A 24,792-nucleotide genomic window follows, 5' to 3' on the forward strand; every position below is an offset into this window, starting at 1 on the left:
GCACCGAACGGGCCGCCGAAACGGTCATAAGGTGTCGAAATCACCTCCGAGCACCGGAAGAACGGGCTGAGCACCCAGCGTCGACACCTTCGATACTGGCAAGGCAGCCTCAGTAGAACCGGACCAGTAGTGACAACGAAGTGGACAGCACGGCCCCTGCGCCGTGAGTCAATGAGGGTGGTACCGCGGCAGCGAACAGCTGTCGTCCCTCGAGCGAAGTTCGAACTCGAGGCAAGAGGAGTACCCCGGTGACTGACCAGTCCCCCACCGTGCAGAGCGATACGACCGATCTGCGATCGGACAGTTATGCAGCCCTGCCGGCGCACGTCGATCTGGCGGCCATGGACCGCGAGGTGATCGAACTCTGGCGGGCCCGCGATGTGTTCCAGCGAAGCATCGACGCCCGCGCGGAGGGGCCTCAGTGGACCTTCTACGAAGGACCACCGACGGCCAATGGCCTGCCGGGCACCCACCATGTGGAGGCCCGGGCCTTCAAAGACGTCTTCCCGAGGTTCAAGACGATGAAGGGCTACCACGTACCGCGTATCGCCGGCTGGGACTGTCATGGGCTACCGGTCGAACTCGCCGTCGAGAAGGAGCTGGGGTTCACCGGCAAGCCCGACATCGAGCGCTACGGCATCGCCGAGTTCAACGCCCACTGCCGGGAGTCGGTGCAGCGCAACGTCAGTGCGTTCACTCAGATGAGCGAGCGGATGGGCTACTGGGCCGACTACGACCGCGCCTACTGGACGATGAGCCCGGACTACGTGGAGTCGGTCTGGTGGGCCTTGAAACAGATCTTCGACAAGGGGCTGCTCACCGAGGACTTCCGGGTCGCGCCGTACTGCCCGCGCTGCGGGACGACCTTGAGCGATCACGAGGTCGCCCAGGGATATGAGGACGTCACCGACCCATCGGTCTACGTCCGCTTCCCGCTCACCTCCGGTCCATGGGCCGGGTCGGCCGACCTGCTGGTCTGGACGACCACGCCGTGGACCCTCGTCTCCAACACTGCCGTCGCCGTGAACCCGAAGGTCAGCTACGTCGTCGCCCGCACCGACGCCGGGACCTTCGTGGTCGCCGAGCCGCTGCTGCGGCGCACGCTCGGCGAGGACGTCGAGGTGCTCGACCGGCTGCCGGGCACGGAACTTGAACGCTGGACCTACCAGCGGCCCTTCGAACTGGTCGAACTGCCCGATGCCAACTTCGTCGTCCTGGCCGACTATGTCACCACCGAGGACGGCTCCGGTCTCGTGCACCAGGCTCCGGCCTTCGGCGCCGACGACCTGGCCACCTGCCGGGCCTACGGACTGCCCGTGGTCAACCCGATCGGGCCGGACGGTCATTTCCTGGCCGATACCGGACTGGTGAGCGGGCTCTTCTTCAAGGATGCCGACGAGCCGCTGGTGGCCGAGTTGCGCAGTCGCGGGCTGCTCTTCAAGCATGTGCCCTACGAGCACGCGTACCCGCACTGCTGGCGCTGCCACACCCCCCTCATGTATTTCGCCCTCCCGTCCTGGTACATCCGCACCACGGCCATCAAGGAGCAGCTCCTCGCCGAGAACGAGGCGACGAACTGGTACCCGCCGACCATCAAGCACGGGCGGTTCGGCGACTGGCTCAACAACAACATCGACTGGGCGCTCTCCCGCGACCGTTACTGGGGTACCCCCCTGCCGGTGTGGCGCAACGATTCCGACCCGACCCAGCTCGTCTGCGTCGGCTCGCTGGCTGAGCTCGGCGAGCTGGCCGGAACCGATCTGAGCAATCTCGACCCACACCGCCCGTATGTCGATGACATCACTTTCACCCGGCCCAGCGAGGAGGGCACCTATCGCCGGGTTCCGCAGGTGATCGACGGCTGGTTCGACTCCGGCGCCATGCCGTTCGCCCAGTTCGGCGCGCCCCATCGCAACGCAGAGGCTGCCCGCGCGGCCTACCCGGCCGACTTCATCTGCGAGGCGATCGATCAGACCCGGGGCTGGTTCTACACCCTGATGGCGGTCGGCACCCTCGTCTTCGACCAGAGCTCGTACCGCAACGTCCTCTGCCTGGGACACATCCTGGCCGAGGACGGCCGGAAGATGAGCAAGCACCTCGGCAACATCCTGGAGCCGATCCCGCTGATGGACCAGCACGGCGCCGACGCGCTGCGCTGGTTCATGCTGGCCGGCGGATCGCCCTGGTCGGCCCGTCGGGTCGGGCACAAGACCTTGGAGGAGATCGCCTCCAAGGTGCTGCGCACGTACTGGTCGGTCGCCTCCTTCCAGTCGCTCTACGCCCGTGCGAACAACTGGACCCCGGCGACAGCCGGCCACTCCGGTGGGGTGGCCCCGACCGAGTTGGATCGGTGGGCCCGAAGCGAGGCGCACCGGGTCACGGCCGAAGTGGACGGGGCACTGGAGTCCTTCGACACCGCCCGCGCCGGCAAACTGCTCGCCGGATTCATCGATGACCTCTCCAACTGGTACGTGCGCCGCTCCCGGCGCCGGTTCTGGGACGGCGATCCGGCCGCGTTGCAGACGCTGCACGACTGCCTGGAGACGCTGACCCGTCTGATGAGCCCGCTGGTGCCCTTCATCACCGAGCGCGTCTGGCAGTCTCTCTTCGCCCAGACGTCCGGAATCGATTCGGTGCACCTGGCCTCCTGGCCGGTGAGTGACGCCTCGCTCGTCGACACCCGGCTGAGCGAGCAGGTGGCGCTGGTGCGCCGGCTGGTCGAACTGGGGCGGGCCGCCCGCGCCGAGTCCAGCGTGAAGACCCGCCAGCCGCTGGCCACTGCCCTCATCTCCGCACCCGGGTGGGGCGAGCTGCCGGACGAGCTTCGCGCCCAGGTGGCCGAGGAGCTCAACACGATGGCGCTGGCCAACCTCGCCGATACCGGTGAGATGGTCGAGCTATCGGTGAAGGCGAATTTCCGCGCCCTCGGCAAGCGGTTCGGTAAGCGCACCCAGCTGGTGGCCAACGCAATCGGTGGCTCCGATCCGGTAGCGCTGGTTGAGGCCTACCGTGCCGGATCGGCGCGTGTCGAGTTGGACGGAGAGACGCTGGCTCTGGAGGAGGACGACCTCATCGTCAGCGAGACTCCGCGCTCGGGTTGGGCCGTGGCCAGCTCCGGCGCCGACACCGTCGCGCTCGACCTGGAACTCACGCACGAGTTGCGCCAACTCGGCCTGCTCCGCGACATCGTCCGGCTGGTGCAGGAGGCTCGCAAGAACGCCGGCCTGGAGGTGACCGATCGGATCCGGCTGAACTGGCGGGTCGGTGGCTCGCCGGACCCGGCCGAGGCGCTCCGTGCGCACGCCGGGCAGCTGGCCGACGAAGTGCTGGCTACCGAGTTGGTCGAGGGACCGCCGGTGGAGGATGTCGAGGGCTACTTCAGCACGACCGACGACGCCCTCGGCCTGCATCTGTGGCTACGGCGCAGCTAGGAGCCGCAGAGGCCGCAGCCCGACATTCCCAGGGCTGCGGCTTCGCTGCGGGTCATCGCTACCGCGCCGTTGCCCAGCAGCGAGCAGCCGGCCCGGTGATAGCGAAGCCGCCGCTCGGTCACCCAGACCTGAGTCTCGTCGATCCCACGGCCGTCGTTGGCTGGGCGGGCCGGCGCGTCGATGGTCAGATTGAGCACTGCCGCGACGACGCCTAGCAGCGCCGACGCGGCGAAGAGGATCCAGCTGCGCTGCACGGCGCCGAGCAGGATCAGCAGCACCCCGGCAGCGAGCAACCCCACCGTCGACAGCAGCAAGAATCGACCCGGGAATGCCGAGACAGGCGGGCGATCCTCTTCAGGATCACTCCGCCTGTCTCGTTGAGTACTCGTGGTCAATTCACCACCGGTCAGGACCGAACTCAGTCCTGGCGGGCCGGCTGGTTGTTGTTCGCGTCATTGTGCCCCTGGCTCGGCGGCTCGGCCCGACCGCTGGCGTCCAAGTCACGCAGCTGCGACTCGAGGTAGCTCTTGAGGCGGGTGCGGTACTCGCGCTCGAAGGTTCGCAGCTGCTCGACCCGCCGCTCTAGGGCTTCCTTGCGCTGCTCGAACTGAGCGGTGATCGTCGCCGCACGCTGCTCGGCGTCGGAGACGGTCTGCTGGGCCTTCGCCGTGCTGTCTTCGTTGAGCTTCTTCGCCGTGGCCTGAGCCTCGGCGACGTGCTGCTCGGACTGCGCGCGAGCCGAGTTGACGGTCTGGCTGGCGTTGGCCTGCGCTTCCGAGACGAGACGTTCGGCCTCTGCCTTGGACTGGGCCAGGTGAGTGTCGGCCGTCTGCTGGGCCAGCGCGAGCATCTGGACCGCCTGCAGCGTGTGCTGCTGCTCGCCGGCCGGCTGCTCGGCGGCTGGTGCGTTCTGGGCCGCCGCGGCTGCCTGCTGCTGGGCAGCGACGGCCTGCTGCTGGGCCTCGTGGGCCGCCTGCTGCGCCGCCTGGAGCTGCTGGCGACTCTCATTGAGCTGCTGCTCGGTCTGCGCGAGCTGGTTCTGCAGCGCCACCAGCTGGTGCTGCGTCTGGTCGCTGCCCTGGGAGAGGGCGCTCTGCAGCTCGTTCACCTGCACCTTGAGCCGGTTGTTCTCGTCGTGGGCGGCGGCCAACTCGGTGGCGGAGGCACCGTCATCGCCTCGCGGTGCCTCGACCGGTGCGCTGGGGGCTCCACCGGTCGCGCGGAGGTGGTTGTTCTCTTCGATCAACCGGGCAAGCTCCTCCTCGACCTTGTCGAGGAACTCGTCAACCTCTTCCTCGTCATAGCCGCGTTTACCGATCGGCGGCTTCTTGAAGGCCACTGCGTGTACGTCAGCGGGAGTAAGCGTCATTGGTTCACCTCGTGATAATCGTCAAGCGGGAACCGGGCGGCTCCGACGCCATCTCTTTTGTTGCACGGTCGTACGAACTGCTGCTGTTGCGAATGATGCAGGTGTGACAGGGGGTGATGCAAGTATTTCCGAAACTGCACTGCTGCCAGTCTGGCCGCCATCCCCCGCTACCCGCCGAGCTGGAGCGCGAGGGATCGCAGCGCAAAGATGGCGATCAATAGAATCATGATGCTGACATCGAGACTAATCTCGCCTATCCGGATGGGCGGAATCAAGCGCCGCAGCAGACGAACCGGGGGGTCAGTGCTGACATAGACCGCCTCGACCCCGAGCGCGGCGAAGCCGGCCGGCCGCCAGCTGCGGGCGAACTGCCGGGTGGTCTCGATGACGATTCTGGCCAGGATCAGCACCAGGTAAACGTAGAGAGCCAGCGCAGCACTGGCCCAGAACACGTTCACTTGAGGGAACCTTCCGAATCGACGCCTGACAACTTTCCCCCATCATCCCACATGAGGCTGGAACGACAGTGCCCGTGCGCCGCTACGACTGGTTGAAAAAGCCACCCTCGACGATGCGCTGCTTGTCCTGGGCGGTGACGGTGACGTTGTTCGGGCTGAGCAGGAACACCTTCGCGGTGACCCGCTCCAGCCGACCGTGCAGGCCGAAGGTCAGGCCCGCTGAGAAGTCGACCAGGCGCTTGGCGTCGGCATCATCCATCTCGGAGAGGTTGACGATCACCGGTGTGCCGGCCCGGTAGTGCTCGCCGATCGTGCGGGCCTCGTTGTAGGTGCGCGGATGCAGCGTCGTGATCCGGTACGAAGGAGCGTCGAGTTCTGCGAAGTCGACGGCGTCGATCTCATCCCAGGCCGCGTGCCCCGCGGCCGGGGCGCCGCTCGTCTCGACCTCGCGGGCGTAGCCGGCACCGGCGCGGGCGTACTGCGGTGCCGCGACCGTCCGCTCCACACCGCGACCGGCGGCGCGTGGGTAGCTCTCTGCCGCTTCGCCGACGAACTCGTCCTCGTCCTCAACCAGGCCGAGATAGACGCCCATCTTGCGCATGGCTCCGGGCATGTGTTCCTCCAGTAGATCCGCTGCGTGGCTTGTCTTCAGACTCGATGTAACGGTGTTGACAACTGTCTTGTAGCTGGGGTGGAGCTGACTGACGCGCAGTGCACGGTCGTGCTGCACCAGACGCTAGCCGAAACCGGTGGTTCTATGGCCGAGCAACGCCGATCCGACACGAACATGTGTCGCGCCGTGCCGGATCGCCGCCGGGAAGTCGCCACTCATCCCGGCCGAGATGGCGGTCGCAGCCGGGTGTTCTCGCTGTAGATCCGCTGATATTCGCGCCAATTCGGCGAATGCCCGGTCGGCGTCAGCCCCGTTCGGGGCGACCGCCATCACGCCGCGCAGTCGCAGTTGGGGGCGCTGGGCGACATCGGCCGCAAGCGCGTTCAGCACACCCTCGACCACGCCACCCCGCGTCGGGCTAGCGGCCGAATCACCGTATCTATCGAGGTTTACCTGCAGAAAGACGTCGATCTCCCGCTCCGCCCGCTGGGCCGCATCCGACAGCGCCGAAGCAAGTTCCGGACGATCCACCGAGTGCACCGCATCGGCGTAGCGGGCCACGGACCTGCACTTGTTGGTCTGCAACTGCCCAATGAAATGCACCCGAACCGCACGATCAGCCAAATCGGTCGGAAGTTTCCCCCGAGCCTCCTGATCACGGCTCTCGCCGATGTCGCTCACACCGAGGCCGAGCAGCAGCTCGAGGTCCTGGACTCCGAAGCCCTTGGTCACCGCGATGAGCGTGATCTCGGCGGCGTCACGACCAGCGGCAGCCGCCGAGTCGGCGATGGCGGCCCGCACTCGCGCCAACGCGGTGACGAGCTCCGCTGCGCGCTCGGGGTCGGCCGAGCGCGCAGCGGACGGGGCGTCCATCATCGGCGAAAGTCGTTATCCGCGCAGGAAGTCCGGCACATCCAGGTCATCATCGACCGCGATGGCCCGCCGCTCCCCGGCCGACGGAAGCGGCCAGCCGCTGCCGTTACTCGACTGCGCGCCGGCCGACGTCGACGACGCGGAGGAAGACGCCGCGGATGCCGTGGTGGAGGTGCTGGGCGGGGAGACGTTCGTCGATGTGATCGACGGCTCCCGGCGAACCTCCACCTTCTTATAAGGAAGCTGTCCACTGTCGAAACCGGCAGCGATGACCGTTACCTTGACCTCGTCACCGAGCGTGTCGTCGATGACCGCACCGAAGATGATGTTGGCGTCGGGGTGGGCCGACTCGGCGACCAGAGACGCGGCGTCGTTGATCTCGAAGAGGCCCAGATCCGAACCGCCGTAGATTGAGAGCAGCACTCCGTGCGCCCCCTCCATGCTGGCCTCCAACAGCGGACTCGCGATGGCGATCTCGGCCGCGTTGCGGGCCCGGTTCTCACCGCGGGCCGAGCCAATCCCCATCAACGCAGAACCCGCCCCGCTCATGACGCTCTTCACGTCGGCGAAGTCGAGGTTGATCAGACCCGGCGTCGTGATCAGATCGGTGATGCCCTGCACACCGGAGAGCAGCACCTGGTCGGCACTGCGGAAGGCGTCCATGACGCTGACGTTGGAGTCCGAGATCTGCAGCAGCCGGTCGTTCGGGATGACGATGAGCGTGTCGCACTCTGCCCGCAGCTGCTCGATTCCCTCCTCGGCCTGGGTCGCGCGGCGCTTCCCCTCGAAGCTGAACGGGCGGGTGACCACACCGATGGTGAGGGCGCCGAGCTTGCGGGCGATGCTCGCGATCACCGGCGCTCCACCGGTGCCGGTGCCACCGCCCTCGCCTGCGGTCACGAAGACCATGTCGGCACCCTTGAGCACCTCTTCGATCTCGTCGCGGTGATCTTCAGCCGCCTTCTTGCCGACGTCAGGCTGAGCGCCGGCACCGAGGCCACGGGTGAGTTCACGTCCGACATCGAGCTTGACGTCGGCGTCGCTCATCAGCAGCGCCTGGGCGTCAGTGTTGACCGCGATGAACTCGACGCCCTTGAGACCGACCTCGATCATTCGGTTGACGGCGTTGACTCCGCCTCCGCCGACACCGACGACTTTGATAACCGCGAGGTAGTTGTGCGGTGGTGTCATGTTTGTTCGTTCCGTTCTTCCGGCGCTGCGCTTGGTAACCGTGGGTGCTGTCGACTCGTGAGGGGCGAGCCTCTCGACTCTCACCCTCAGGTAGACCGTTAACGTTATGTCAACCTGCGATGTAATTCAGGACGCTAACGAACACCCACGCCGTTTCAAGCAGGCGCGCCGTGCAACACGCCGACCGCCCGCACATTCATCGGCGATCTCACCACCCGCTCAGCCGCTGGGCGCTGCCCCGAGCACTCGGTCCAGGTATCGATTGCCGAACAACCCGGCTGGATCCAGCCGATTGCGCAGGGCCACGAACTCGTCGAAGCGCGGATACCGGAGCCGCAGCGCGGCGGCGTCCAGGTAGTGCATCTTGCCCCAGTGCGGGCGCCCGCCCACGGCGGCGGCGATCCCCTCCATCGCCTGGAAGTACTGGTCGTGGGGCACACCTACCGGCAGGTGAATCGCGATGTATGCACTCTCCCGCTGATAGGCGGTGGAGAGCGGGATGTCGTCGGCGGCCGCCACCCGGACCTCGACCGGGAACGCGATCCGCCAGCCGTTGCGTTCGATCGTGACATCGAGTTCGGTGAGCACCTGCTCGAGCGCCTCGCGGGGAACGGCGTACTCCATCTCGACGAAGCGGACCCGTCGCGGCGAGGCGAAGACCCGATAGGAGAGATCGGTGAAGTCTCGGGCCCCGAGGGCTCGGGCGGCGATGCCGTTGAAGCTGCGGACGGTCGCCGGCAGGCGACGGCCGGTGGCGATGAGCGCGCCGAAGATCGTGTTCGCCATGAACTCGTCGTCCCACCATCGCCGTCGGGTCGAGAGCGGACGAAGGCCGTCGGTCACCGGCACCCGCGTATTGCGCTTGGTCAGCGTGCGATCGGTATGCGGAAACCAGTAGAACTCGAAATGGTCGGTTCCCTCGACCAGCTCGTCCAGCTGCTCGAAGACCTCAGCCAGCCGCATCGGCCCCTCCTGGGCGCGGAGCGCGAAGAGCGGCTCAGCCTGCAGAGTGACGGTCGAGATGACCCCGAGGGCACCGAGGCCGACCCTAGCGTGTGTGAAGACGTCGGTGTTCTCAGTCGGCGTGCAGTTCAGCGTCGACCCGTCGGGCTGGACGAGTTCGAGCCCGCGGATCTGGGTGGCGATCCCACCGAAATGCAGGCCGGTGCCATGGGTTCCGGTCGAGACGGCTCCGGCTATGGTCTGGACGTCGATGTCACCGAGATTGGTCAGGGCCAAGCCCTCGGCGGCCAGATCCCCGTTCAGCTGATGCAGCGACGTGCCCGCCCGGACCCTGACCAGCCCGGTCTCGCGCTGCAGGTCGACGATGCCGGAGTAGGCGTCCATTCTGAGCTGGAGCTGCTCCGGGCGGCCGATACCGGTGAAGGAGTGCCCCGTTCCGATCGGACGGATCCGGGTGCCGGCGGCGGCGCTGCGGGCCACCGCCTCGCTGAGCTGCTCAGCGCTGCTGACGCTTACCTCGGTCACCACCTCGGCGCGCTGATTGCCCGCCCAGTTCTCCCAGGTTCGGACTGAACTCACTGATACTTCCCTTCGTCCCGTGGCTGGCTTCGGCTCAGACATCCCGAAGCATCCTCAGCGAACCGATTTGATCCGGTAGATCATCGCCGCACCGGCCAGTGTCGTCACACCGGCGGTGGCGAATAGGACCGGATACCCGCCCAGGCTCGAGATGATCAGGCTCGCAACCAGCGGAGCCAGTGCCTGCGGTCCGACTGAGCCCACGTTCATGATGCCGAGATCCTTGGCCCGCGACAACGCATCCGGCAGTACGTGGGTGATCAACGCCTGATCGACGGACATGAAGGCACCGTATCCGGCACCCAGCAACGCCGCGGCAACCATCGCCGACGGAAAGCTCGGAAAGAAGGTGAGCAGGATGCAGGCCATCGCCTGTAGCAGTGACGCCCAGAGCACGAAGATCCGCCGCCGGCCGCTGCGGTCGGAGAGGTAGCCGCCGCCGTAGGTTGCCGTGACGGTGAAGACGAGGTAGATGAGGGTGAGGATCAGCAGCCCACCATCCGGATCCTTGAGCTTGAGATCGTCCTGCAGGAAGAAGAGCAGATAGGTGGTACCGAGGGCATTGCCGATGTTCACCAGTAGGCGCCCCCCGAACCCCCAGGCAAAGTCGGGGTGTTCTCGCGGCGAGATCCACATGCCGGCGACGATCGAGCGCAGCGTCAATGGCGCCACCGCGACGGTGATGCCGGTCGACTCCCGGTAGAACCGGATGAAGGGCCACGCGGTGGCGACCAGGGCAACCGCGAGGATCGAGTAGGCGAGCAGGCCGGAGTTTCCGGTGGCCGTGATGACGACGAGCCCGAACAGCAGGCCGACCGCCTGCGGGCCGTAGATCGCGCTGGAGATGGCGCCGCGCTGCCGATCCGGAACCTCGTCGGCGATGGCCGCGGTGAGGCCGGAGGTGGCCATATTGATGCCGAGGGTCGCGAAGAGCCAGCACGCGCCGAGCGCCACCGGGCTGGTCTGAGCGCCGGTGAGGAGCAGTCCGACCGCGAAGACGGCGACGCCGGCGATAACCCATACCCGGCGCCGTCCCAACTTGGAGCGGGTCCGGTCGCAGAGGGCGCCGAAGAGCGGCAGCGTGATCAGTGCCGCGACGCCGGCGGCGCCGTTGATGGCCCCGAAGTCGCGGATCTTGTGGGCATGATCGATGACGTCGAGCTGGTTCGGCAGCAAAAGCTGGATCGGCACCAGATTGGCCATCCAGAAGCCGAACCAGAGCAGGCTGAAGCGAAGTGTCCAGCCGCGGGAGACCGGCGTCTGCGGCTCAGCTGTGAGGAGTTCCTCGGATCCGCTCATCGGACCTCGAACGGAGGTGTCTGGCCGGAGAAGTCGTAGCTGCCGTGCGAACCGGTGCGGGCCGTCCCGTGGTGAATGATGCGATACTCCCCTCCTGTCGTGCCGACTGGAATCTGCCAAGTAATACTGATGATTGAGCCCTGCTCACGGTCGCGACGGCCGGGACGCAGCGCGTTGCCGAGCCGGTGCGGCCGCCCGAGTCGGTACCGGTCTCCAGGTCGGGATCGAGATCGCTGCCACCGCAGCATGGTCTGCGGATCCCCGTCGTCCGCGACGCGCTCCCACCCGGGCTCGGCGCCGGGCTCTCGTCGCTGCACCTCCAGGAAGCGCTCGACACGTCCGACGCCGTTGTTGAGGTTCCCGCTGTGGAAGGAGACGACCACTCGGTCGCCGGGGCGGTAACGCGGGCGCGGTCCGGCGATCAGATCTCCGAAACGCCGCCCGGCATCCAGCCGGTCCAGCGGTTGCCGGTAGCTGACCCGAGGCGGCCGAGGTGCCGCCGGCGGCTGGGGCAGCAGTCCGGGCCCGGTTGGAACTCGGCGCTGAACCATCGCCTCGGCGAGCTCATGGGCAACCTGGCACATGGCCGGCAACTGCCAGCGACCGAAGAGCGTGCTCCCCCCCTCGTAGCGCTGTTCGTCGTACTCCGCGGGCGTGGTGACGTAGTGCAGGTAGCCGTTGCTGTAGCCGCAGACAAGCACGTGGTCGAGGTCGGCGCCCAGGACGCCGGCCACGGTACGACGCAACTGCAGCCCGGCGACGATCGTCACTTCGGCCGGAACCCCCAGCAAGTACAGGTCGCCGATGCGCAGCAGTTGCATCGGCGCGGCGTCGGCCACGAACGGAACCCGCCGATTCAACGTCGCGCCGCTGACCGCCACGCACTTCGGAGCCTGTCGACCGGCCAGGTCCGGCTGCAACCGATAGCGCAGCCGGTTGGTCCAGTCGCCGATCCGCCCCCGACCCTCACGAAATCCGGCGAAGCCGCGCCCGTCGGCGCCGGCGCCGGCCAGCGCCGAACTGCCGGCACATACCTGCCCGGTGCGATGTACCTCGCCATCACCGGTGAACCGCGGGGCAACCGGTAAATCCGCGAAGCGGACGTAGGACATCACCGCATCCAGGTGGACGGGCATCGGGGTGGCGGGGACCTGGGCCAGGGCCAGTGCGCTGGCCGCCTGGCGAGCGCCGATCAGCGAAGCGTTGGCGAACTCGTCGTCGGTCGGGCCGTGCCCGGGGCGCAGCGCGAGGTTCGGCGACATGTCGCCGGAGTTCGTCTGGGCGAAAGCAAAGACCGGCCCAGCACTGGCCCCAGAGCCACGCTCCGGCGGTACCGATCGTTCACAGCTGTACGCAGCGAATCCCTTGTTGTCGGAGCTGATCAGGTTGTTCTTGTTGGTCATGCTCGTGCCGTGCGTCGCGAAGAAGTGCACCGCCGCCGTCAGCTCGCCGCCCCGCTCGATCCGCAGCAGGGTGCTCAGCGGGTCCACCGCGTGCGGGAAGGGTGCCCGGTCAGCGGCCGGATTGCGTTCGAAGGAACTGCGCGATCGGTTCACGCTGGCCCCGAACAGTTCGGCCTGCGTGAGCCTGAGGATCGCATCGGCTGGGTTCTCGGTCAGGTCCCGTTCGGCCCGCCGCACCGCGGTCACGATGCCGCCGACGATCGCGTCGAAGGTGGCGGGACGGAACCCGTGTGTCGTGCTGTTGTACATCCGGTGGTGGGAGTAGCCCCCGGGTCCACAGTGGGTGTGGGTAGCGGTGATCAGCGTGTTCGTCGCGTCGTAGCCGCCGCCGCCTTCCGCGGCCAGCCGGGCCAGGACCGCCCGGTGCACGCTGTCGAAGATCAGCGGCAACTCGGCGACCACCAGCAGCACCCGTTCCACACCATCGCCCCCGGCGGCCGAGCGGGCAAAGATGAAGGCTCGGGCGTTGAGGCGCAGATGGATGCCGGCGCTGCGCTGGGTCCGCTTGCCGTAGCCGAGCATTCCGCAGTCCGCGGGCTCACCGGTGATGTCGGCCCGACCGGATCCGACCCTGAAACCGACGTTGGGCACAGTGCTCCTCTGCAGCGTCCACGGCGACGATCGGACGAACGTAGCATCACAGACGGCGCGCTGCCCGGCGCGATCACATCCCAGCGAAAGGCGAGCCTCGTGCTTGATCTGGATGCAGTAGGTACCAGCAACGGCGTCGACGGCCTGCGTGCAGCCACCGCCCACCTGCAGCCGCCCTATGCCGTGATCGATCTCGGAGCGCTGCGCCACAACGCGCTCGACATGACCCGCCGGGCGTCGGGGACGGCCATCCGGGTCGCCAGCAAGTCGATCAGGTGCCGGGCCATCGCCGACAGCGTGCTGGCCGTCGACGGGTTCCACGGCGTGCTTGCCTTCACCCTCCCGGAGGCCATCTGGCTCGCGTCGGGCGACTCGGACCTGCGTGACATCGTGGTCGGCTATCCGACCGCCGACACTGACGCGATCCGGCAGCTGGCGGCCGACGACGAGCTACGAGCCCGAATCACTCTGATGGTGGACTCAGCCGATCACCTGGATTTCCTCGCCACCGCCACCGCCACCGCCGCCGCCACTGCCACCGACACTGCCACCGACACCGCCGCCGACACCGCCGCCGACACCGCCGCCGACACCGCCGCCGACACCGCTACCGCGGCCAGTGCCGGCGCCGCGCCTCTTCGGGTGTGCCTGGACCTGGACGCCTCGCTCCGTGCCGCCGGCGGCCGAATTCACCTCGGGACCCGGCGCTCCCCCACTCACTCGCTCGACCAGGCCATCGAGCTGGCGCAGGCGATAGTCGCCCACCCCGGCGTGACGCTGGTCGGGTTGATGTCCTACGAGGGGCAGATCGCCGGCATCGGCGACAATCAGCCAGGCTCCGGGTTCAAGCGAGCGCAGATCCGTGCGATGCAGCGGATCTCGGCGGCCGAGCTGAGCCGCCGCCGCGCCGAGGTGGTGGCGGCCATCGGCCCGCTGGCCGACCTGGAGTTCGTCAACGGCGGGGGCACCGGAAGTCTGGAGCGCACCTCGGCCGAGACCGCGGTCACCGAGATCGCCGCCGGCTCCGGCCTCTTCGCGCCGGCACTCTTCGACAACTACCGAACGTTTCACCCGCTTCCGGCGGCCTACTTCGTGCTGCCGGTGGTACGGCGCCCGAGCCCCGGCATCGCCACCGTGCTCGGTGGCGGTTGGGTGGCCTCGGGTCCGGCCGGCCTGGACCGCCTCCCCACCCCGACCTGGCCCCGGGGCCTGAAGCTCTCCGCGCTCGAGGGCGCGGGCGAGGTGCAGACGCCGCTCAGCGGGGCGCCGGCCGCGCAGCTGCAAGTCGGCGACCGGGTCTGGTTCCGCCATGCCAAAGCCGGCGAGCTCTGCGAGCGGGTCAACGAACTGCATCTGGTAGACGGTGGGGAGATCGTGGCGACGGTGCCGACCTACCGGGGTGAGGGGAAAGCCTTCGCTTAGCGGGGCGCCCGACCAGGCGTCGCCAGGTGGATCAGTGGGAGTACACCAGGCTGGGATCGCTGACGTCGAAGACGGTGCCGGCGTGCTCCAACAGGGCCGGCAGCAGCGCTGCCTTCTCCGCGTTTTGTTCGGCGCGCCCCCAACGGACCCAGCGGCCGTCGGCGAGTTGCAGCGTGATCGAACTCGGGCTCTGCGAGTTGATCGACGTCAGTCTGCTGCGGATCTGGCTGGAGAGGGCGGCGGCCACGCTGGCCACTCCTTGCCCGGTCGCGTCGTCCCCCGACTGGGCGTCGGAGGGAACGCTTGGAATGAGGAACTTCGGCAGGCCGCTCGGGGCGGCCGAGACGGCGCGGAACTGCCGCCCGGTCTTGTCCACCAGCATGTACCCGTCAGAGGCGACTACGTAGCCGACCGGCTCACGTTCCTGGACGGTGATGGTGACCGTGCTGGGCAGGCGCGTGCTGACCGTCGCGCTGGCCACGTCGGGAAGTCGCTCCACCCGGTGCGCGATCGCCTCGGTGTCCAGGCGCAGCAGCGGCGCCCCGGTGCCGATTCCGGCCGCCGTCGTGATGGCCTGCCGGCTGAGCACGGAGGTGCCCTGAACCTGAACGTGCTTGGCGCCGAGAAGTGAGCTGAAGGCCAGCACCCACACCAGACCCACGACCATTAGCGCCGCCCCGCCGAGCCAGGCCAGCCGCCGCCGGGTGAGCAAGGCCGCCCGCCCGCTCACGGTCGCCCGTAGGCGCCCCGGTCGGCGATGGCGCGCAGCATCTCCGGGCAGAGCAGGTAGACGTTACCGATCCCCATGGTGATCACGATGTCACCCGGACGGGCCAGCGCCGCGATGCGCGCCGGAGTCTCGGAGAAGTTCGTTTCGTAGACGACCTGCTCGGCCGGCAGCGGGATCTGATCCGAGATGAGCGCCGCGGTGACGCCTGGGATCGGCTCCTCCCGCGCCGGAAAGATGTCCATCACCACGGCGATGTCCGCGATCGCCATCGACTCCGCGAACTCGCGGGCGAAGGTCTGCGTCCGGCTGTAGGTCCCCGGCTGGAATACCGCGATGACGCGCCCCTCACCGGCGACCGCCTTCGCCGCCGTCAGCGACGCGGCGATCTCGGTCGGGTGGTGGGCGTAGTCGTCATAGACCCGCACCCCGTTGGCGATTCCATGAAGCTCAAAACGCCGATGTACGCCGGCGAAATTCGCCCACGCGGTGCGCACCTTCTCCAGGTCGAAGCCGAACTCGGAGGCCAGGGTCAGCGCCGCGGCCGCGTTCAGGGCCATGTGATGGCCGACCAGCGCGCCGACCCGCAGTCCGGCCTCGGAGACTCCGGAGCCGAGCGCGTCGAACTCGACGGAGTCGGAGTGCTCCACCACTGAGGTGACCCGAACGTCGGCCTCGGCCGATTCGCCGTAGGTGAGGACCCGGCGTCCGATCGAGCGCGCGTACCCGGCCATTCGCACGGCCCCCGGATCGTCGGCGCAGCACAGCAGCAGGCCGTCGACATCCAACCGGTCGACGAAGATCTCGAAGGCCCGGAAGATGCCCTCAAGATCTCCGTGGTTCTCCAGATGATCTGCCTCGACGTTGGTGATGATCGCCGCCGACGGACGCAGTAGCAGGAACGATCCGTCGCTCTCGTCGGCCTCGATGATCGCCAGTTCGCCACTGCCGAGGTGCGCGTTGAGCCCAGTCTCGTAGAGATTGCCCCCGATGGCGAAGGAGGGATCGAGGCCGCAGGCCTGGGCGGCGACGGTGAGCAGCGACGTGGTCGTGGTCTTGCCGTGGGTCCCGCTTATGGCGATACAGCGCCGATCCTCGAGCACACTGGCCAGCGCCGCGGCCCGCCGGATGACCCGCTTCCCACTCCCCCGTGCGGCCACGAACTCCGGATGGGACGGGTTGATCGCGGTTGTGTAGACGAACGTGTCGGTGTTGTCGAGATGGTCGGCCGAGTGTCCGATCAGCACCTCGGCCCCGACCGCGCGCAGCGCGGTGACGGTGGATGATTCGCGGGCCTCACATCCGCTCACCGACACGCCGCGGTTGACCAGCAACCGGGCCAGTGCACTCATCCCGGCCCCGGCGATCCCCATGATGTGCACCCGGCCGAGGTCGGCCAGCGCCGGGATCTCGTCGGTGGCGGCGCTGCGCACCAGGGCGGCACCGGGCGCGGCCCAGTCCTCCGGCCGTTCAGCGGAGGCGTCTTGCGTCGGGCGGGTCACGGTGTCATTCTCCTGCATTCGGCTGGGTGGCGGGGTCAGATTCGGCGAGTTCGAGGACGGCCCGGGCGAGGACCTCATCGGCGTCCCGGACGCCGGCACCGGCCGCGGCGGCGGTGAGCCGGGCCAGGCGAGCGGGATCGACCAGCCGTGGGACCACCTCGTCGATGATCCACTGCGCGGTGAGATCGGCGTTGTCGACGAGAATGCCACCGCCGGCTGCGACCACCGGTTCGGCGTTGCGACCCTGCTCCCCGCCGCGCAACGGGAACGGCACGTAAGCCGCCGGGAGACCGACCGCACTCAACTCGGCCACCGTCATCGCACCGGAGCGGCAGAGCACGAAGTCAGCCGCGGCATACGCGTACTGCATCTCTTCGACGAACTTCACCGCGACGTAGGGGGCTGCGGTCTGCTCCATCCCCTCATCGGCAGGTTGGCCGGCATCGTTGCGCGGGCCGACGATGTGCAGCACCTGCACGTCAGCGCTGGCGAGTGCCGTGCGCGCTCCGGCGACGGCGGCGTTGATCGCCTGCGCGCCCTGCGAGCCACCGGTGACCATCAAGGTGATGAGGTCCGGTCGCAGTCCGAATCGCCGGCGGGCCTCGTCCCGCAATGCCGCCCGATCGAGGTGACTGATCTGCGGACGCAGCGGAATGCCGATCGCTGTGGCGTGCGGGAGGCGGACCCCGGTCGAGGCGGTGAAGACGTGCCGGGTCAGCCGGGCCCCGACCTTGTTGGCCACACCGGGGCGGGCGTTTGCCTCGTGAATCACGATGGGGATGCCAAGTCGGCGCGCGGCCAGGTAGGCCGGCATCGCGATGTAACCGCCGAATCCGACGACCACGTCGGCGTCGACCCGGCGCAGAATCTCGGTGGTCGCCTTCACCGCGTTGCGCACCCGCCCCGGGGTAGCCAGCAGGTCCCGGTTGAGCTTGCGGGGCAGCGGGACGGGAGGAATCAACTCCAGCGGGTACCCCCGGGCTGGGATGAGGCGGGTGTCCAGGCCGCGCACTGTACCCAGCGCGGTGATGACCGCCGCCGGATTCAAACGGCGGACGGCGTCGGCCACCGCCATAGCCGGTTCTATATGCCCGGCGGAGTGACCTCCGGCGACCACGATGCTCGGATTGGCTGAGTTCGTCATGTGCGACGGGAGTCCGATCGCCGGTTCGGGTCTGACGCCGACCTCCGGGGCCGGCCGTCGGTGCCGGTGGCGGCAAGGTTCGGTGTGCGGGGCGGACGCGCCGCCGGGCGGGCCGTGGATTTGGCTGCGGGCTTGACCGGCGGTTTGGCTGCCGGTCTCGCTGCGGGCTTTGGCGGCCGCTGCGCTTCGGCTGGCGACGTCGCCGGCCGCCGTCCTCGCGCGGGCGCCAGATAGGGCTTGGCCGCGGTGATGCGCAGCCACCGCTCGATGCGACTGCGCTGCCCGCTGGCAGTTCGAGCCTGGGCGGCCGCCACCGCCTCCGGCTCGTGGCGGGCAAACGACACCAGCATCCCGAAGACCACGAAGGTGGCCAGCAGCGAGGTGCCGCCGGCCGAGATGAACGGAAGCGGGATGCCGGTGACCGGAAGCAGACCGGTCACGTAACCGATGTTGATCAGGGCCTGGCCACAGATCCAGATCGTGGCGGCACCGGCCACCAGCCGGGCGAAGGGGTCGGCGCTGCGTCGCGAGATCCGCATGCCGGTGTAGGCGAAGAGACCGAAGAGGAGCAGCACCACCACGGTCCCGATGAGGCCGAGTTCCTCACCGATGACGGAGAAGACGTAGTCGGTGTTCGCGTTCGGGACCCAGGTGTACTTGGACGTCCCGTTACCGAGGCCGACCCCGTAGAACCCACCAGACGCGAGCGCATAGAGACCCTGCACGGTGTGGTAGCCGCTGCCCTGCTTGTCTTTGAACGGGTCGGTGAAGGTGAGCAGTCGCTGCAACCGGTAGCTCGCACTCACCGCGAGTAGGGAGACGGCCCCGGCAACGAGCAGCAGCAGGCCGGCGAAGTAGCGCAGTGGCAGGCCCAGCGTCCACAGCAGTCCGATGAGAATCATCAGCAGACATAGGGTCGTTCCGAGGTCTGGTTCGAGCATGACCAGCCCACAGACGAGCACGAAGACCGGCACCAACGGGACGAAGACGTGCCGGGCCCGGGTCAAGGTCCCCCGCTGCTGCTTGCGCACCAGCAGGTCGGCCCCCCAGAGCAGAATGGCGAGCTTCGCGAACTCCGACGGCTGAAACGGCAGCGGTCCGAGGTCGATCCAGCGGCGGGCGTTGTAGTTGAGAACACCGACACCCGGAATCAGCACCGCGGTCAGCGCCAGAAAGGCGATGAGCAGCGCCGGATAGACGATCATGCGGTACGAGCGGGGCGGCATCCGTGCGGCGACGTAGAAGATCGGCAGACCGATGGCGACGAAGAGCACCTCTTTGACCAGCTGGCTCCAGATCCCGCTGTTGATCTCGCTACCGGCCGAGATCGTCGTCGAGGCGGCCATCATGATGCCGAAGGCCAGCAGTCCCCCGCCGGCCAGAATGATCAACTGCAGGGAGGCGAAGGGACGCTCCAAGTAGCGCTGTCCCTGAGCGGCGGCGCTGCGCAGACCGTCGCGGGCGCGGACGCGCTCCCGGCGGGCTGGCGGTACCTGCGCGCTCATGAGGCACTGACGGGTGCGGCCGCCGAGCCCGATCCGGGGTCGAGCCGACCCTCGTCGAGCACCGCGGCGACGAAGGCCGCACCGCGGGCCGGGTAGCCGGTGAACATGTCGTAAGAGGCTGCGGCCGGCGCGAGCAGCACTGTGTCACCCGCCTTCGCCGCCGCCGTCGCGGCCCGCACCACCTCGATCATCGCTCCATCGTCGGTGCTGGCCACCGTGAAGACCGGCACATCCGGTGCGTGTCGCAACAACGCGGCGGCGATCACAGCGCGGTCGGCCCCGAGCAGCACCACCGCCCGCAGTCGCGGAGCGAATTCGGCCACCAACTCATCTACCGGCGCATCCTTCAACTGGCCGCCGGCGATCCAGACCACTCTTTCGTACGCGGCCAGCGAAGCCGCAGCCGCGTGCGGGTTGGTCGCCTTGCTGTCGTCGACGTACCGCACGCCGCCGCGGGTCCCCACCAGCTGGTTGCGGTGCGGGTCGGGGACGAAGCTGCGCAGACCTTCGGCGACCGCCTCGCTCGTCACACCGTAGGCGCGGGCCAGGGCGGCGGCGGCCAGGGCGTTGGCCACGTTGTGCGCACCGACCGGACGGATCTCGTCGGCCGCGATCAGGTCGATGCCGGAGCCGGAGCCACCGCCGATACCCGAGCCGGGGCCATCGGTGAAGGCCCGGTCGACGAGCACCCCGCCTCGCACTCCCAGCTGCCCGAGAGCGGGCTCGGCGAGCGTGACCGTGACGCCCCTGGTCGCCGGGCGACGCAGCAGTTTCGCGTCGAGCAACCGGCTCACCAGCGGATCGTCGGCATTGCCGATGGCGATCGGGGTGTTCCAGATCTTGGCCTTGGCCTCGGAGTACTCATCCATCGTGATGTGCCAGTCAAGATGGTCTGGGGCCAGGTTGAGCACGGCCGCCGCCGCCGGACGCAGCGTGGAGGACCAGTGCAACTGATAACTGGAGAGTTCCACGGCCAGCACATCCAAGTGCTGATCACTGGTGACGGCGTCGATGATCGAGACCCCGACGTTACCGACCGCCAGTGCCCGCAGGCCGGCCGCGCGCAGGATCGACTCGAGCATGCGGACGGTGGTCGTCTTCCCATTTGTGCCGGTGATCGCGAGCCACGTCGCGGCATTGGGCCCGCGCAGTCGCCAGGCGAACTCAACCTCGCCGAGCACCTCGATCTGCGTCTGGGCCGCGTGCACGAGCACCGGGCTACTCGGCCGGAAGCCCGGTGAGGTGACGACCAGCGACACCCCGTCCGGGACCACGTCGACCGCACCCAGAAACTCTGCACCGGCGGCGACGAGCTCATCGACGCCGGCCGGACGGGCGTCGTCGGTGAGTAGTACCCGGGCTCCGCGGCTGAGCAGCACGCGGGCCGCACTGGCTCCGGCAAAGCGAGCGCCACAGACGAGCACGGTGCGGCCGTGAAGCTGCAGCGGCGTTACGGCCGGCGCAGTCGGATCATCCATGGCCGGAGAACTCGGCATAGAACAACCCCATCCCGAACGCCACCGAGACTCCGGAGAGGATCCAGAAACGAACGATGATGGTGACCTCGTCCCACCCGGCGAGCTCGAAGTGATGGTGGATGGGAGCCATTTTGAAGACCCGCCGGCCGGTTCCGGTCCGTATCCGGGTGAACTTGAACCAGCCGGTCTGGATGATCCCGGAGAGGGTAACCATGACGAAGAGGCCACCGAGCACGATCAGCAGCAGCTCCGTACGGCTGAGGATCGCGAACCCGGCCATCAGACCTCCGAGCGCCATCGACCCGGTATCACCCATGAAAATCTGCGCCGGGGAGGCGTTCCACCACAGGAAACCGAAGCAGGCACCGACCGCTGCGGCGGCGACGATGGCGAGATCCCGGGCGTCGCGAACTTCGTAGCAGCCACCGTGGAAGGTCGGCGCGCAGGGGTTTCGAGCCTGAATGAAGGCGATCAGCGTGTAGGCGCCGAAGACCATGGCCGACGCACCGGCGGCCAGGCCGTCGAGACCATCGGTGAGATTCACCGCGTTGGAGGTCGCCGACACGATGATGTAGGCGACGACGATGAACCCGACCACGCCGAGCCCGATCTCCGGGATATCCCGGACAAAGGAGAGGTAGGTCGAGGCCGGGGCGAGACCGAGGTGGTTCTTGAAGAGCAGGGCCATACCGGCGAAGGTCACGCCGACGAAGAACTGACCGCCGAACTTGGCCCGGGCTCGCAGGCCGAGGTTGCGCTGGCGACGGAGCTTGATGAGGTCGTCGAGAAACCCGACCAGGCCCATGCCGACGAAGATGTAGAGCAGCAGCAGCCCGGAGGCCGTCGGGCCGGCACCACTGCGCAGGATCGAAACCAGGTGCGCGCAGATATAGCCGAAGGCGGTGGCGCCGACGATGACGACCCCACCCATGGTCGGCGTTCCACGCTTGACCAGGTGGCTCTGCGGGCCGTCGTCGCGAATCTCCTGGCCGAATCCGTGCCGCCGGAAGTACGCCACCACCAGCGGCGTGCAGAGAATGGAGCAGAGCAATGAGGCCACCGCAGCGGCCAGAACAGTCCTCACAGCTCTACGCCCTCCGCTCGCCCATCCGAGACATCCTCGCCCAAGGCGACCGCGATCCGTTCGAGGCCCGCCGAGCGGGACGCCTTGACCAGCAGAATGTCACCCGGACGGATCCGAGCCCGCAGTTCGGCGACCGCCGCGTCGACGTCCGCTACCCAACCGGACTCGCCGTTCCAGGAACCCTCCAACGACCCGCCGTGCGCGATGGGCTTAGCCAGCTCGCCGACCGCTAGTAGATGGGAGATGTCCAGCCGGACCGCCAGCCGTCCGAGGGCGTCGTGCTCGGCCTGCGAATCCTCGCCCAGCTCGCCCATCGGCCCCAGCACCGCCCAGGTGCTGGCCGCCCGGGCCCGTCCGACGTAGGCCAGCGCCTTCAGCGCGGCCCGCATGGATTCGGGGTTGGCGTTGTAGGCATCGTTGATGATGACCACACCGTCGGCCCGCTCGGTGAGCTCCATGCGCCAACGCGATCGGGCCGTCGCCGAACTCAAGGCGGCGGCGATCTCATGAATGTCCAGACCGCACTGCAGCGCCACCGCCGCGGCGGCGAGCGCGTTGCTGACGTGGTGCTCACCGATGAGGCGCAGCTGCACACGGGCCTCGTGCGGTCCCGCGACGATGGTGAACCCGGCCCGGCCGAAGTCGTCGAGCACGATCTCGACGGCGCGGACATCAGCGCCGGCCGACTCACCGAAGCTAACAATCCTAGCTTTGGTGCGGGCGGCCATCGCCGAGACCGCCGGATCGTCGAGATTGAGCACGGCGACTCCCCCGTCGACGGCCGCCGGCAACGATTCGACGAGTTCCCCCTTCGCCTGGGCGATCGCCTCCCGTGAGCCGAACTCACCGATGTGGGCCGAGCCGACGTTCATCACGACGCCGATCCGGGGCGGGGCGATCTCGGTGAGGTAGCGAATATGGCCGATCCCGCGGGCGCCGGTCTCCAACACCAGAAACTCAGTGGTCTCCCCGGCCTGAAGCACGGTGTACGGATGCCCCAGTTCGTTGTTGAAGTTCCCGGCCGGTGCCACCGTGGTGCCCCGTACCTGCAGCACCTGGGCCAGCAAGTCCTTGGACGAGGTCTTGCCACTCGAGCCGGTGATGGCGATCGTGATCGCGTTCAGCCGGCGCGCCACCGCCATGGCCAGTGCCGCGATCGCCGCCTGCGGATCGTCGATGACGATGGCCGGGCCGTCGACATCGTGGGTGACGAGCGCGGCCACGGCGCCCCGCGCGTGTGCGGCGCCGACGAAGTCATGGCCGTCGACGTGCTCCCCGGCGATGGCAAGGAAGAGCGACCCCTCGCCGACCTTCCGCGAGTCGTACTCCACACCGGCGGTCACCAGCGCGGTCGGGTCGGCATCGGCATTGAGGGTCCCGCCGACGATCTGGGCGACCTCACCCAGCGTCATCGCGATCACGAGGCGAGCACCGCGCGGGCGACGTCCCGGTCATCGAATGGGTGAATCTCGCCGTTGATCTCCTGCCCGGCCTCGTGGCCCTTGCCGGCGATCAGCACGGTGTCTCCGGGCTCGGCCAATCCGATGGCGTGGGCAATCGCCGCGGCCCGATCGCCGATCTCGATCACCTCGGCCGGGTGGGCATAGGGATCGACACCGGCCAGCATGGCCGCGCGAATAGTGGCCGGGTTCTCCGATCGTGGGTTGTCGTCGGTGACGATGAGGATGTCGCTGTCCCGAGCGGCGACGGCTCCCATGAGCGGACGCTTCTGCCGATCGCGGTCACCACCGCAGCCGAGCACGATGATCAGCCGACCCTGAGTGAGCGGGCGCAGCGCGGCCAACGCCCCCTGCACCGCCGCCGGCTTATGGCTGTAGTCGACGACGACCAGAAACGGTTGTCCGCTGTCGATGCGCTCCATCCGCCCCGGCACCGATGCCGCCGCCACCGCCGGCGCAGCAACCTCCAGGGAGACACCGGCATAGTGCAGAATCGCCAATGCCAGCACGGCATTCGCCACGTTGTAGCGCCCGGGCACCTGACAGCCACCCTGCCCCTGCTGCCCCGGCCCGCTGACCCGGAAGGACGTGCGGCCACTACCGTCGACGGTGATGTCGCGCGCCGTCCAGGTCGCGGGGACATCGTCGCGGGTGCTGACCGTAACGGCCCTTCCGGCAAGCTGCTCGGCCAGCCGCACTCCCCACTCGTCGTCGACCATCACGATCGGCACCAGCGTGCGCCAGTCGAAGAGGCGGGCCTTGGTCTGGAAGTAGTCCTCCATCGTCGGGTGAAACTCCAAGTGATCGTGCGAGAGGTTGGTGAAGGCGCTCACGGCGAAGTCGATTCCGTCGGCCCGGCCCAGGGCCAGCGCATGGCTGGAGACCTCCATCGCGACGCTCTGCGCGCCGCGTTCGATCATGCGGGCCAGTAGTGCCTGAAGATCGGGGGCCTCCGGGGTGGTGAACCCGGTGTGCACCGACTCGTCGCCGATCATCGTCGCCACCGTGCCGATGAGACCGCAGCCGATTCCCGCGGCCTGCAGGCCGGCTCGCACGAAGAAGGTCGTGGTCGTCTTCCCGCTCGTGCCGGTGACGCCGATCATCTGCAACGCGACACTCGGGAAGCCGTAGACCTGCGAGGAGACCGACCCCAGTCGAGCCCGGACGTCGTCGACCACGATGCCGGTGATCACGACATCGGTCGGGGTGTCGTCCACCACCTTGTCCACCAGTTCGGCCAGCAGTTGTGCGCCGGCGGCGTCGGTGAGGATCGCGACCGCGCCGCGCGAGATCGCCTCGGCCGCGAAGCGGGCCCCGTGCCCGGAGGCGCCGGGGAGCGCGGCGAAGAGGTCGCCGGGAAGAACCTGCGAGCTGCTTGCGGTGATCCCGGTGACTTCGATCTGGGCGACCTGCGCACCGTCGCGGCGAGACGGGGCCGTCTGCGAATCGAGGGGAGCCGTATCTATAGCAGCGGAATCTGTAGCAGCGGAATCGATGGCGAAGGTGACGATTTCGCCTTCGCAGACCTGGGCGATCAGGCCCAGCGACGTGTGCGTGACGGTTGCCGGGCGTGGCCTCGGCTCGGACTTCGATGCGGCTGCCACGTCAGTAGAACTTACCGTCGCGGGCAGCGCGTCCGT

Annotated in this window: 19 protein-coding genes; 2 read left to right on the forward strand and 17 right to left on the reverse strand. The window is 68.2% G+C overall.

Going from position 1 to position 24,792, the window contains the following annotated elements; translation table 11 throughout:
* Window positions 1–314: 314 nt before the first annotated feature.
* Window positions 315–3,431: an isoleucine--tRNA ligase gene (ileS, locus tag CPH63_RS17315; protein WP_096305241.1), complete on the forward strand. Its 3,117-nt coding sequence runs from the start codon at window positions 315–317 to the stop codon at window positions 3,429–3,431.
* On the opposite strand, the gene CPH63_RS17320 is transcribed toward ileS, so the two are convergent.
* The 9 genes from CPH63_RS17320 to CPH63_RS17360 all read right to left on the reverse strand — a co-directional run bounded on the left by CPH63_RS17320 (window position 3,428) and on the right by CPH63_RS17360 (window position 12,830).
* Window positions 3,428–3,730 carry a hypothetical protein gene (locus tag CPH63_RS17320; RefSeq protein ID WP_157749623.1) on the reverse strand — a complete coding sequence of 101 codons (303 nt, stop codon included), beginning with the start codon at window positions 3,728–3,730 and terminating at the stop codon, window positions 3,428–3,430. The genes ileS and CPH63_RS17320 overlap by 4 nt on opposite strands.
* Window positions 3,731–3,849: 119 nt before the next feature.
* Window positions 3,850–4,800: a DivIVA domain-containing protein gene (locus CPH63_RS17325; RefSeq protein WP_096304060.1), complete on the reverse strand. Its 951-nt coding sequence runs from the start codon at window positions 4,798–4,800 to the stop codon at window positions 3,850–3,852.
* Between the two features lie 167 nt (window positions 4,801–4,967).
* Complete coding sequence (locus tag CPH63_RS17330; protein WP_096304061.1) at window positions 4,968–5,258, reverse strand: YggT family protein; 291 nt, start codon at window positions 5,256–5,258, stop codon at window positions 4,968–4,970.
* 82 nt (window positions 5,259–5,340) lie between these two features.
* Complete coding sequence (locus CPH63_RS23800) at window positions 5,341–5,871, reverse strand: cell division protein SepF (protein WP_096305242.1); 531 nt, start codon at window positions 5,869–5,871, stop codon at window positions 5,341–5,343.
* A 123-nt stretch (window positions 5,872–5,994) separates the two neighbouring features.
* Window positions 5,995–6,747 carry a YggS family pyridoxal phosphate-dependent enzyme gene (locus tag CPH63_RS17340; RefSeq protein WP_096304062.1) on the reverse strand — a complete coding sequence of 251 codons (753 nt, stop codon included), beginning with the start codon at window positions 6,745–6,747 and terminating at the stop codon, window positions 5,995–5,997.
* Window positions 6,748–6,759: 12 nt separating this feature from the next.
* Window positions 6,760–7,935, reverse strand: a complete 1,176-nt coding sequence (gene ftsZ / locus CPH63_RS17345) for a cell division protein FtsZ (protein ID WP_096304063.1) — start codon at window positions 7,933–7,935, stop codon at window positions 6,760–6,762.
* A 219-nt stretch (window positions 7,936–8,154) separates the two neighbouring features.
* Entirely contained in the window at window positions 8,155–9,519 is a 1,365-nt protein-coding gene (locus tag CPH63_RS17350) for a D-arabinono-1,4-lactone oxidase (RefSeq protein WP_096304064.1), read from the reverse strand.
* 12 nt (window positions 9,520–9,531) lie between these two features.
* Window positions 9,532–10,776: an MFS transporter gene (locus CPH63_RS17355; RefSeq protein WP_096304065.1), complete on the reverse strand. Its 1,245-nt coding sequence runs from the start codon at window positions 10,774–10,776 to the stop codon at window positions 9,532–9,534.
* Window positions 10,773–12,830: a neutral/alkaline non-lysosomal ceramidase N-terminal domain-containing protein gene (locus tag CPH63_RS17360; RefSeq protein WP_197704411.1), complete on the reverse strand. Its 2,058-nt coding sequence runs from the start codon at window positions 12,828–12,830 to the stop codon at window positions 10,773–10,775. The genes CPH63_RS17355 and CPH63_RS17360 overlap by 4 nt, the downstream gene beginning before the upstream one ends.
* 99 nt (window positions 12,831–12,929) lie before the next feature.
* Here CPH63_RS17360 and CPH63_RS17365 point away from each other — a divergent pair, with 99 nt between their 5' ends.
* A complete protein-coding gene (locus CPH63_RS17365; protein ID WP_241895716.1) occupies window positions 12,930–14,252 on the forward strand; it encodes an amino acid deaminase/aldolase in 1,323 nt (440 codons plus the stop codon).
* A gap of 31 nt (window positions 14,253–14,283) precedes the next feature.
* Here the strand turns inward: CPH63_RS17365 and CPH63_RS17370 are convergent, their stop codons facing one another.
* The 8 genes from CPH63_RS17370 to CPH63_RS17405 form a co-directional block, all read right to left on the reverse strand.
* Complete coding sequence (locus CPH63_RS17370) at window positions 14,284–14,982, reverse strand: cell division protein FtsQ/DivIB (protein WP_096304066.1); 699 nt, start codon at window positions 14,980–14,982, stop codon at window positions 14,284–14,286.
* A complete protein-coding gene (gene murC / locus CPH63_RS17375; protein WP_371365014.1) occupies window positions 14,979–16,352 on the reverse strand; it encodes a UDP-N-acetylmuramate--L-alanine ligase in 1,374 nt (457 codons plus the stop codon). The genes CPH63_RS17370 and murC overlap by 4 nt, the downstream gene beginning before the upstream one ends.
* 133 nt (window positions 16,353–16,485) lie before the next feature.
* Window positions 16,486–17,625, reverse strand: a complete 1,140-nt coding sequence (locus CPH63_RS17380; RefSeq protein WP_096304068.1) for a glycosyltransferase — start codon at window positions 17,623–17,625, stop codon at window positions 16,486–16,488.
* A complete protein-coding gene (ftsW, locus tag CPH63_RS17385) occupies window positions 17,622–19,130 on the reverse strand; it encodes a putative lipid II flippase FtsW (protein WP_096304069.1) in 1,509 nt (502 codons plus the stop codon). Before ftsW ends, CPH63_RS17380 begins: the two co-directional genes overlap by 4 nt.
* Complete coding sequence (gene murD, locus CPH63_RS17390; RefSeq protein ID WP_096304070.1) at window positions 19,127–20,608, reverse strand: UDP-N-acetylmuramoyl-L-alanine--D-glutamate ligase; 1,482 nt, start codon at window positions 20,606–20,608, stop codon at window positions 19,127–19,129. Before murD ends, ftsW begins: the two co-directional genes overlap by 4 nt.
* The gene (mraY, locus tag CPH63_RS17395; protein WP_096304071.1) at window positions 20,601–21,692 is read right to left on the reverse strand and encodes a phospho-N-acetylmuramoyl-pentapeptide-transferase; all 1,092 of its coding nucleotides are present in this window, start codon (window positions 21,690–21,692) and stop codon (window positions 20,601–20,603) included. The genes murD and mraY overlap by 8 nt, the downstream gene beginning before the upstream one ends.
* Window positions 21,689–23,113 carry a UDP-N-acetylmuramoyl-tripeptide--D-alanyl-D-alanine ligase gene (gene murF / locus CPH63_RS17400; RefSeq protein WP_096304072.1) on the reverse strand — a complete coding sequence of 475 codons (1,425 nt, stop codon included), beginning with the start codon at window positions 23,111–23,113 and terminating at the stop codon, window positions 21,689–21,691. Before murF ends, mraY begins: the two co-directional genes overlap by 4 nt.
* On the reverse strand, window positions 23,110–24,756 hold the full coding sequence (locus CPH63_RS17405) for a UDP-N-acetylmuramoyl-L-alanyl-D-glutamate--2,6-diaminopimelate ligase (RefSeq protein WP_206745578.1): 1,647 nt from the start codon (window positions 24,754–24,756) through the stop codon (window positions 23,110–23,112). Before CPH63_RS17405 ends, murF begins: the two co-directional genes overlap by 4 nt.
* Between the last annotated feature and the right edge of the window lie 36 nt (window positions 24,757–24,792).

The sequence above is a fragment of the Jatrophihabitans sp. GAS493 genome (assembly GCF_900230215.1).
Taxonomy (GTDB): domain Bacteria; phylum Actinomycetota; class Actinomycetes; order Mycobacteriales; family Jatrophihabitantaceae; genus MT45.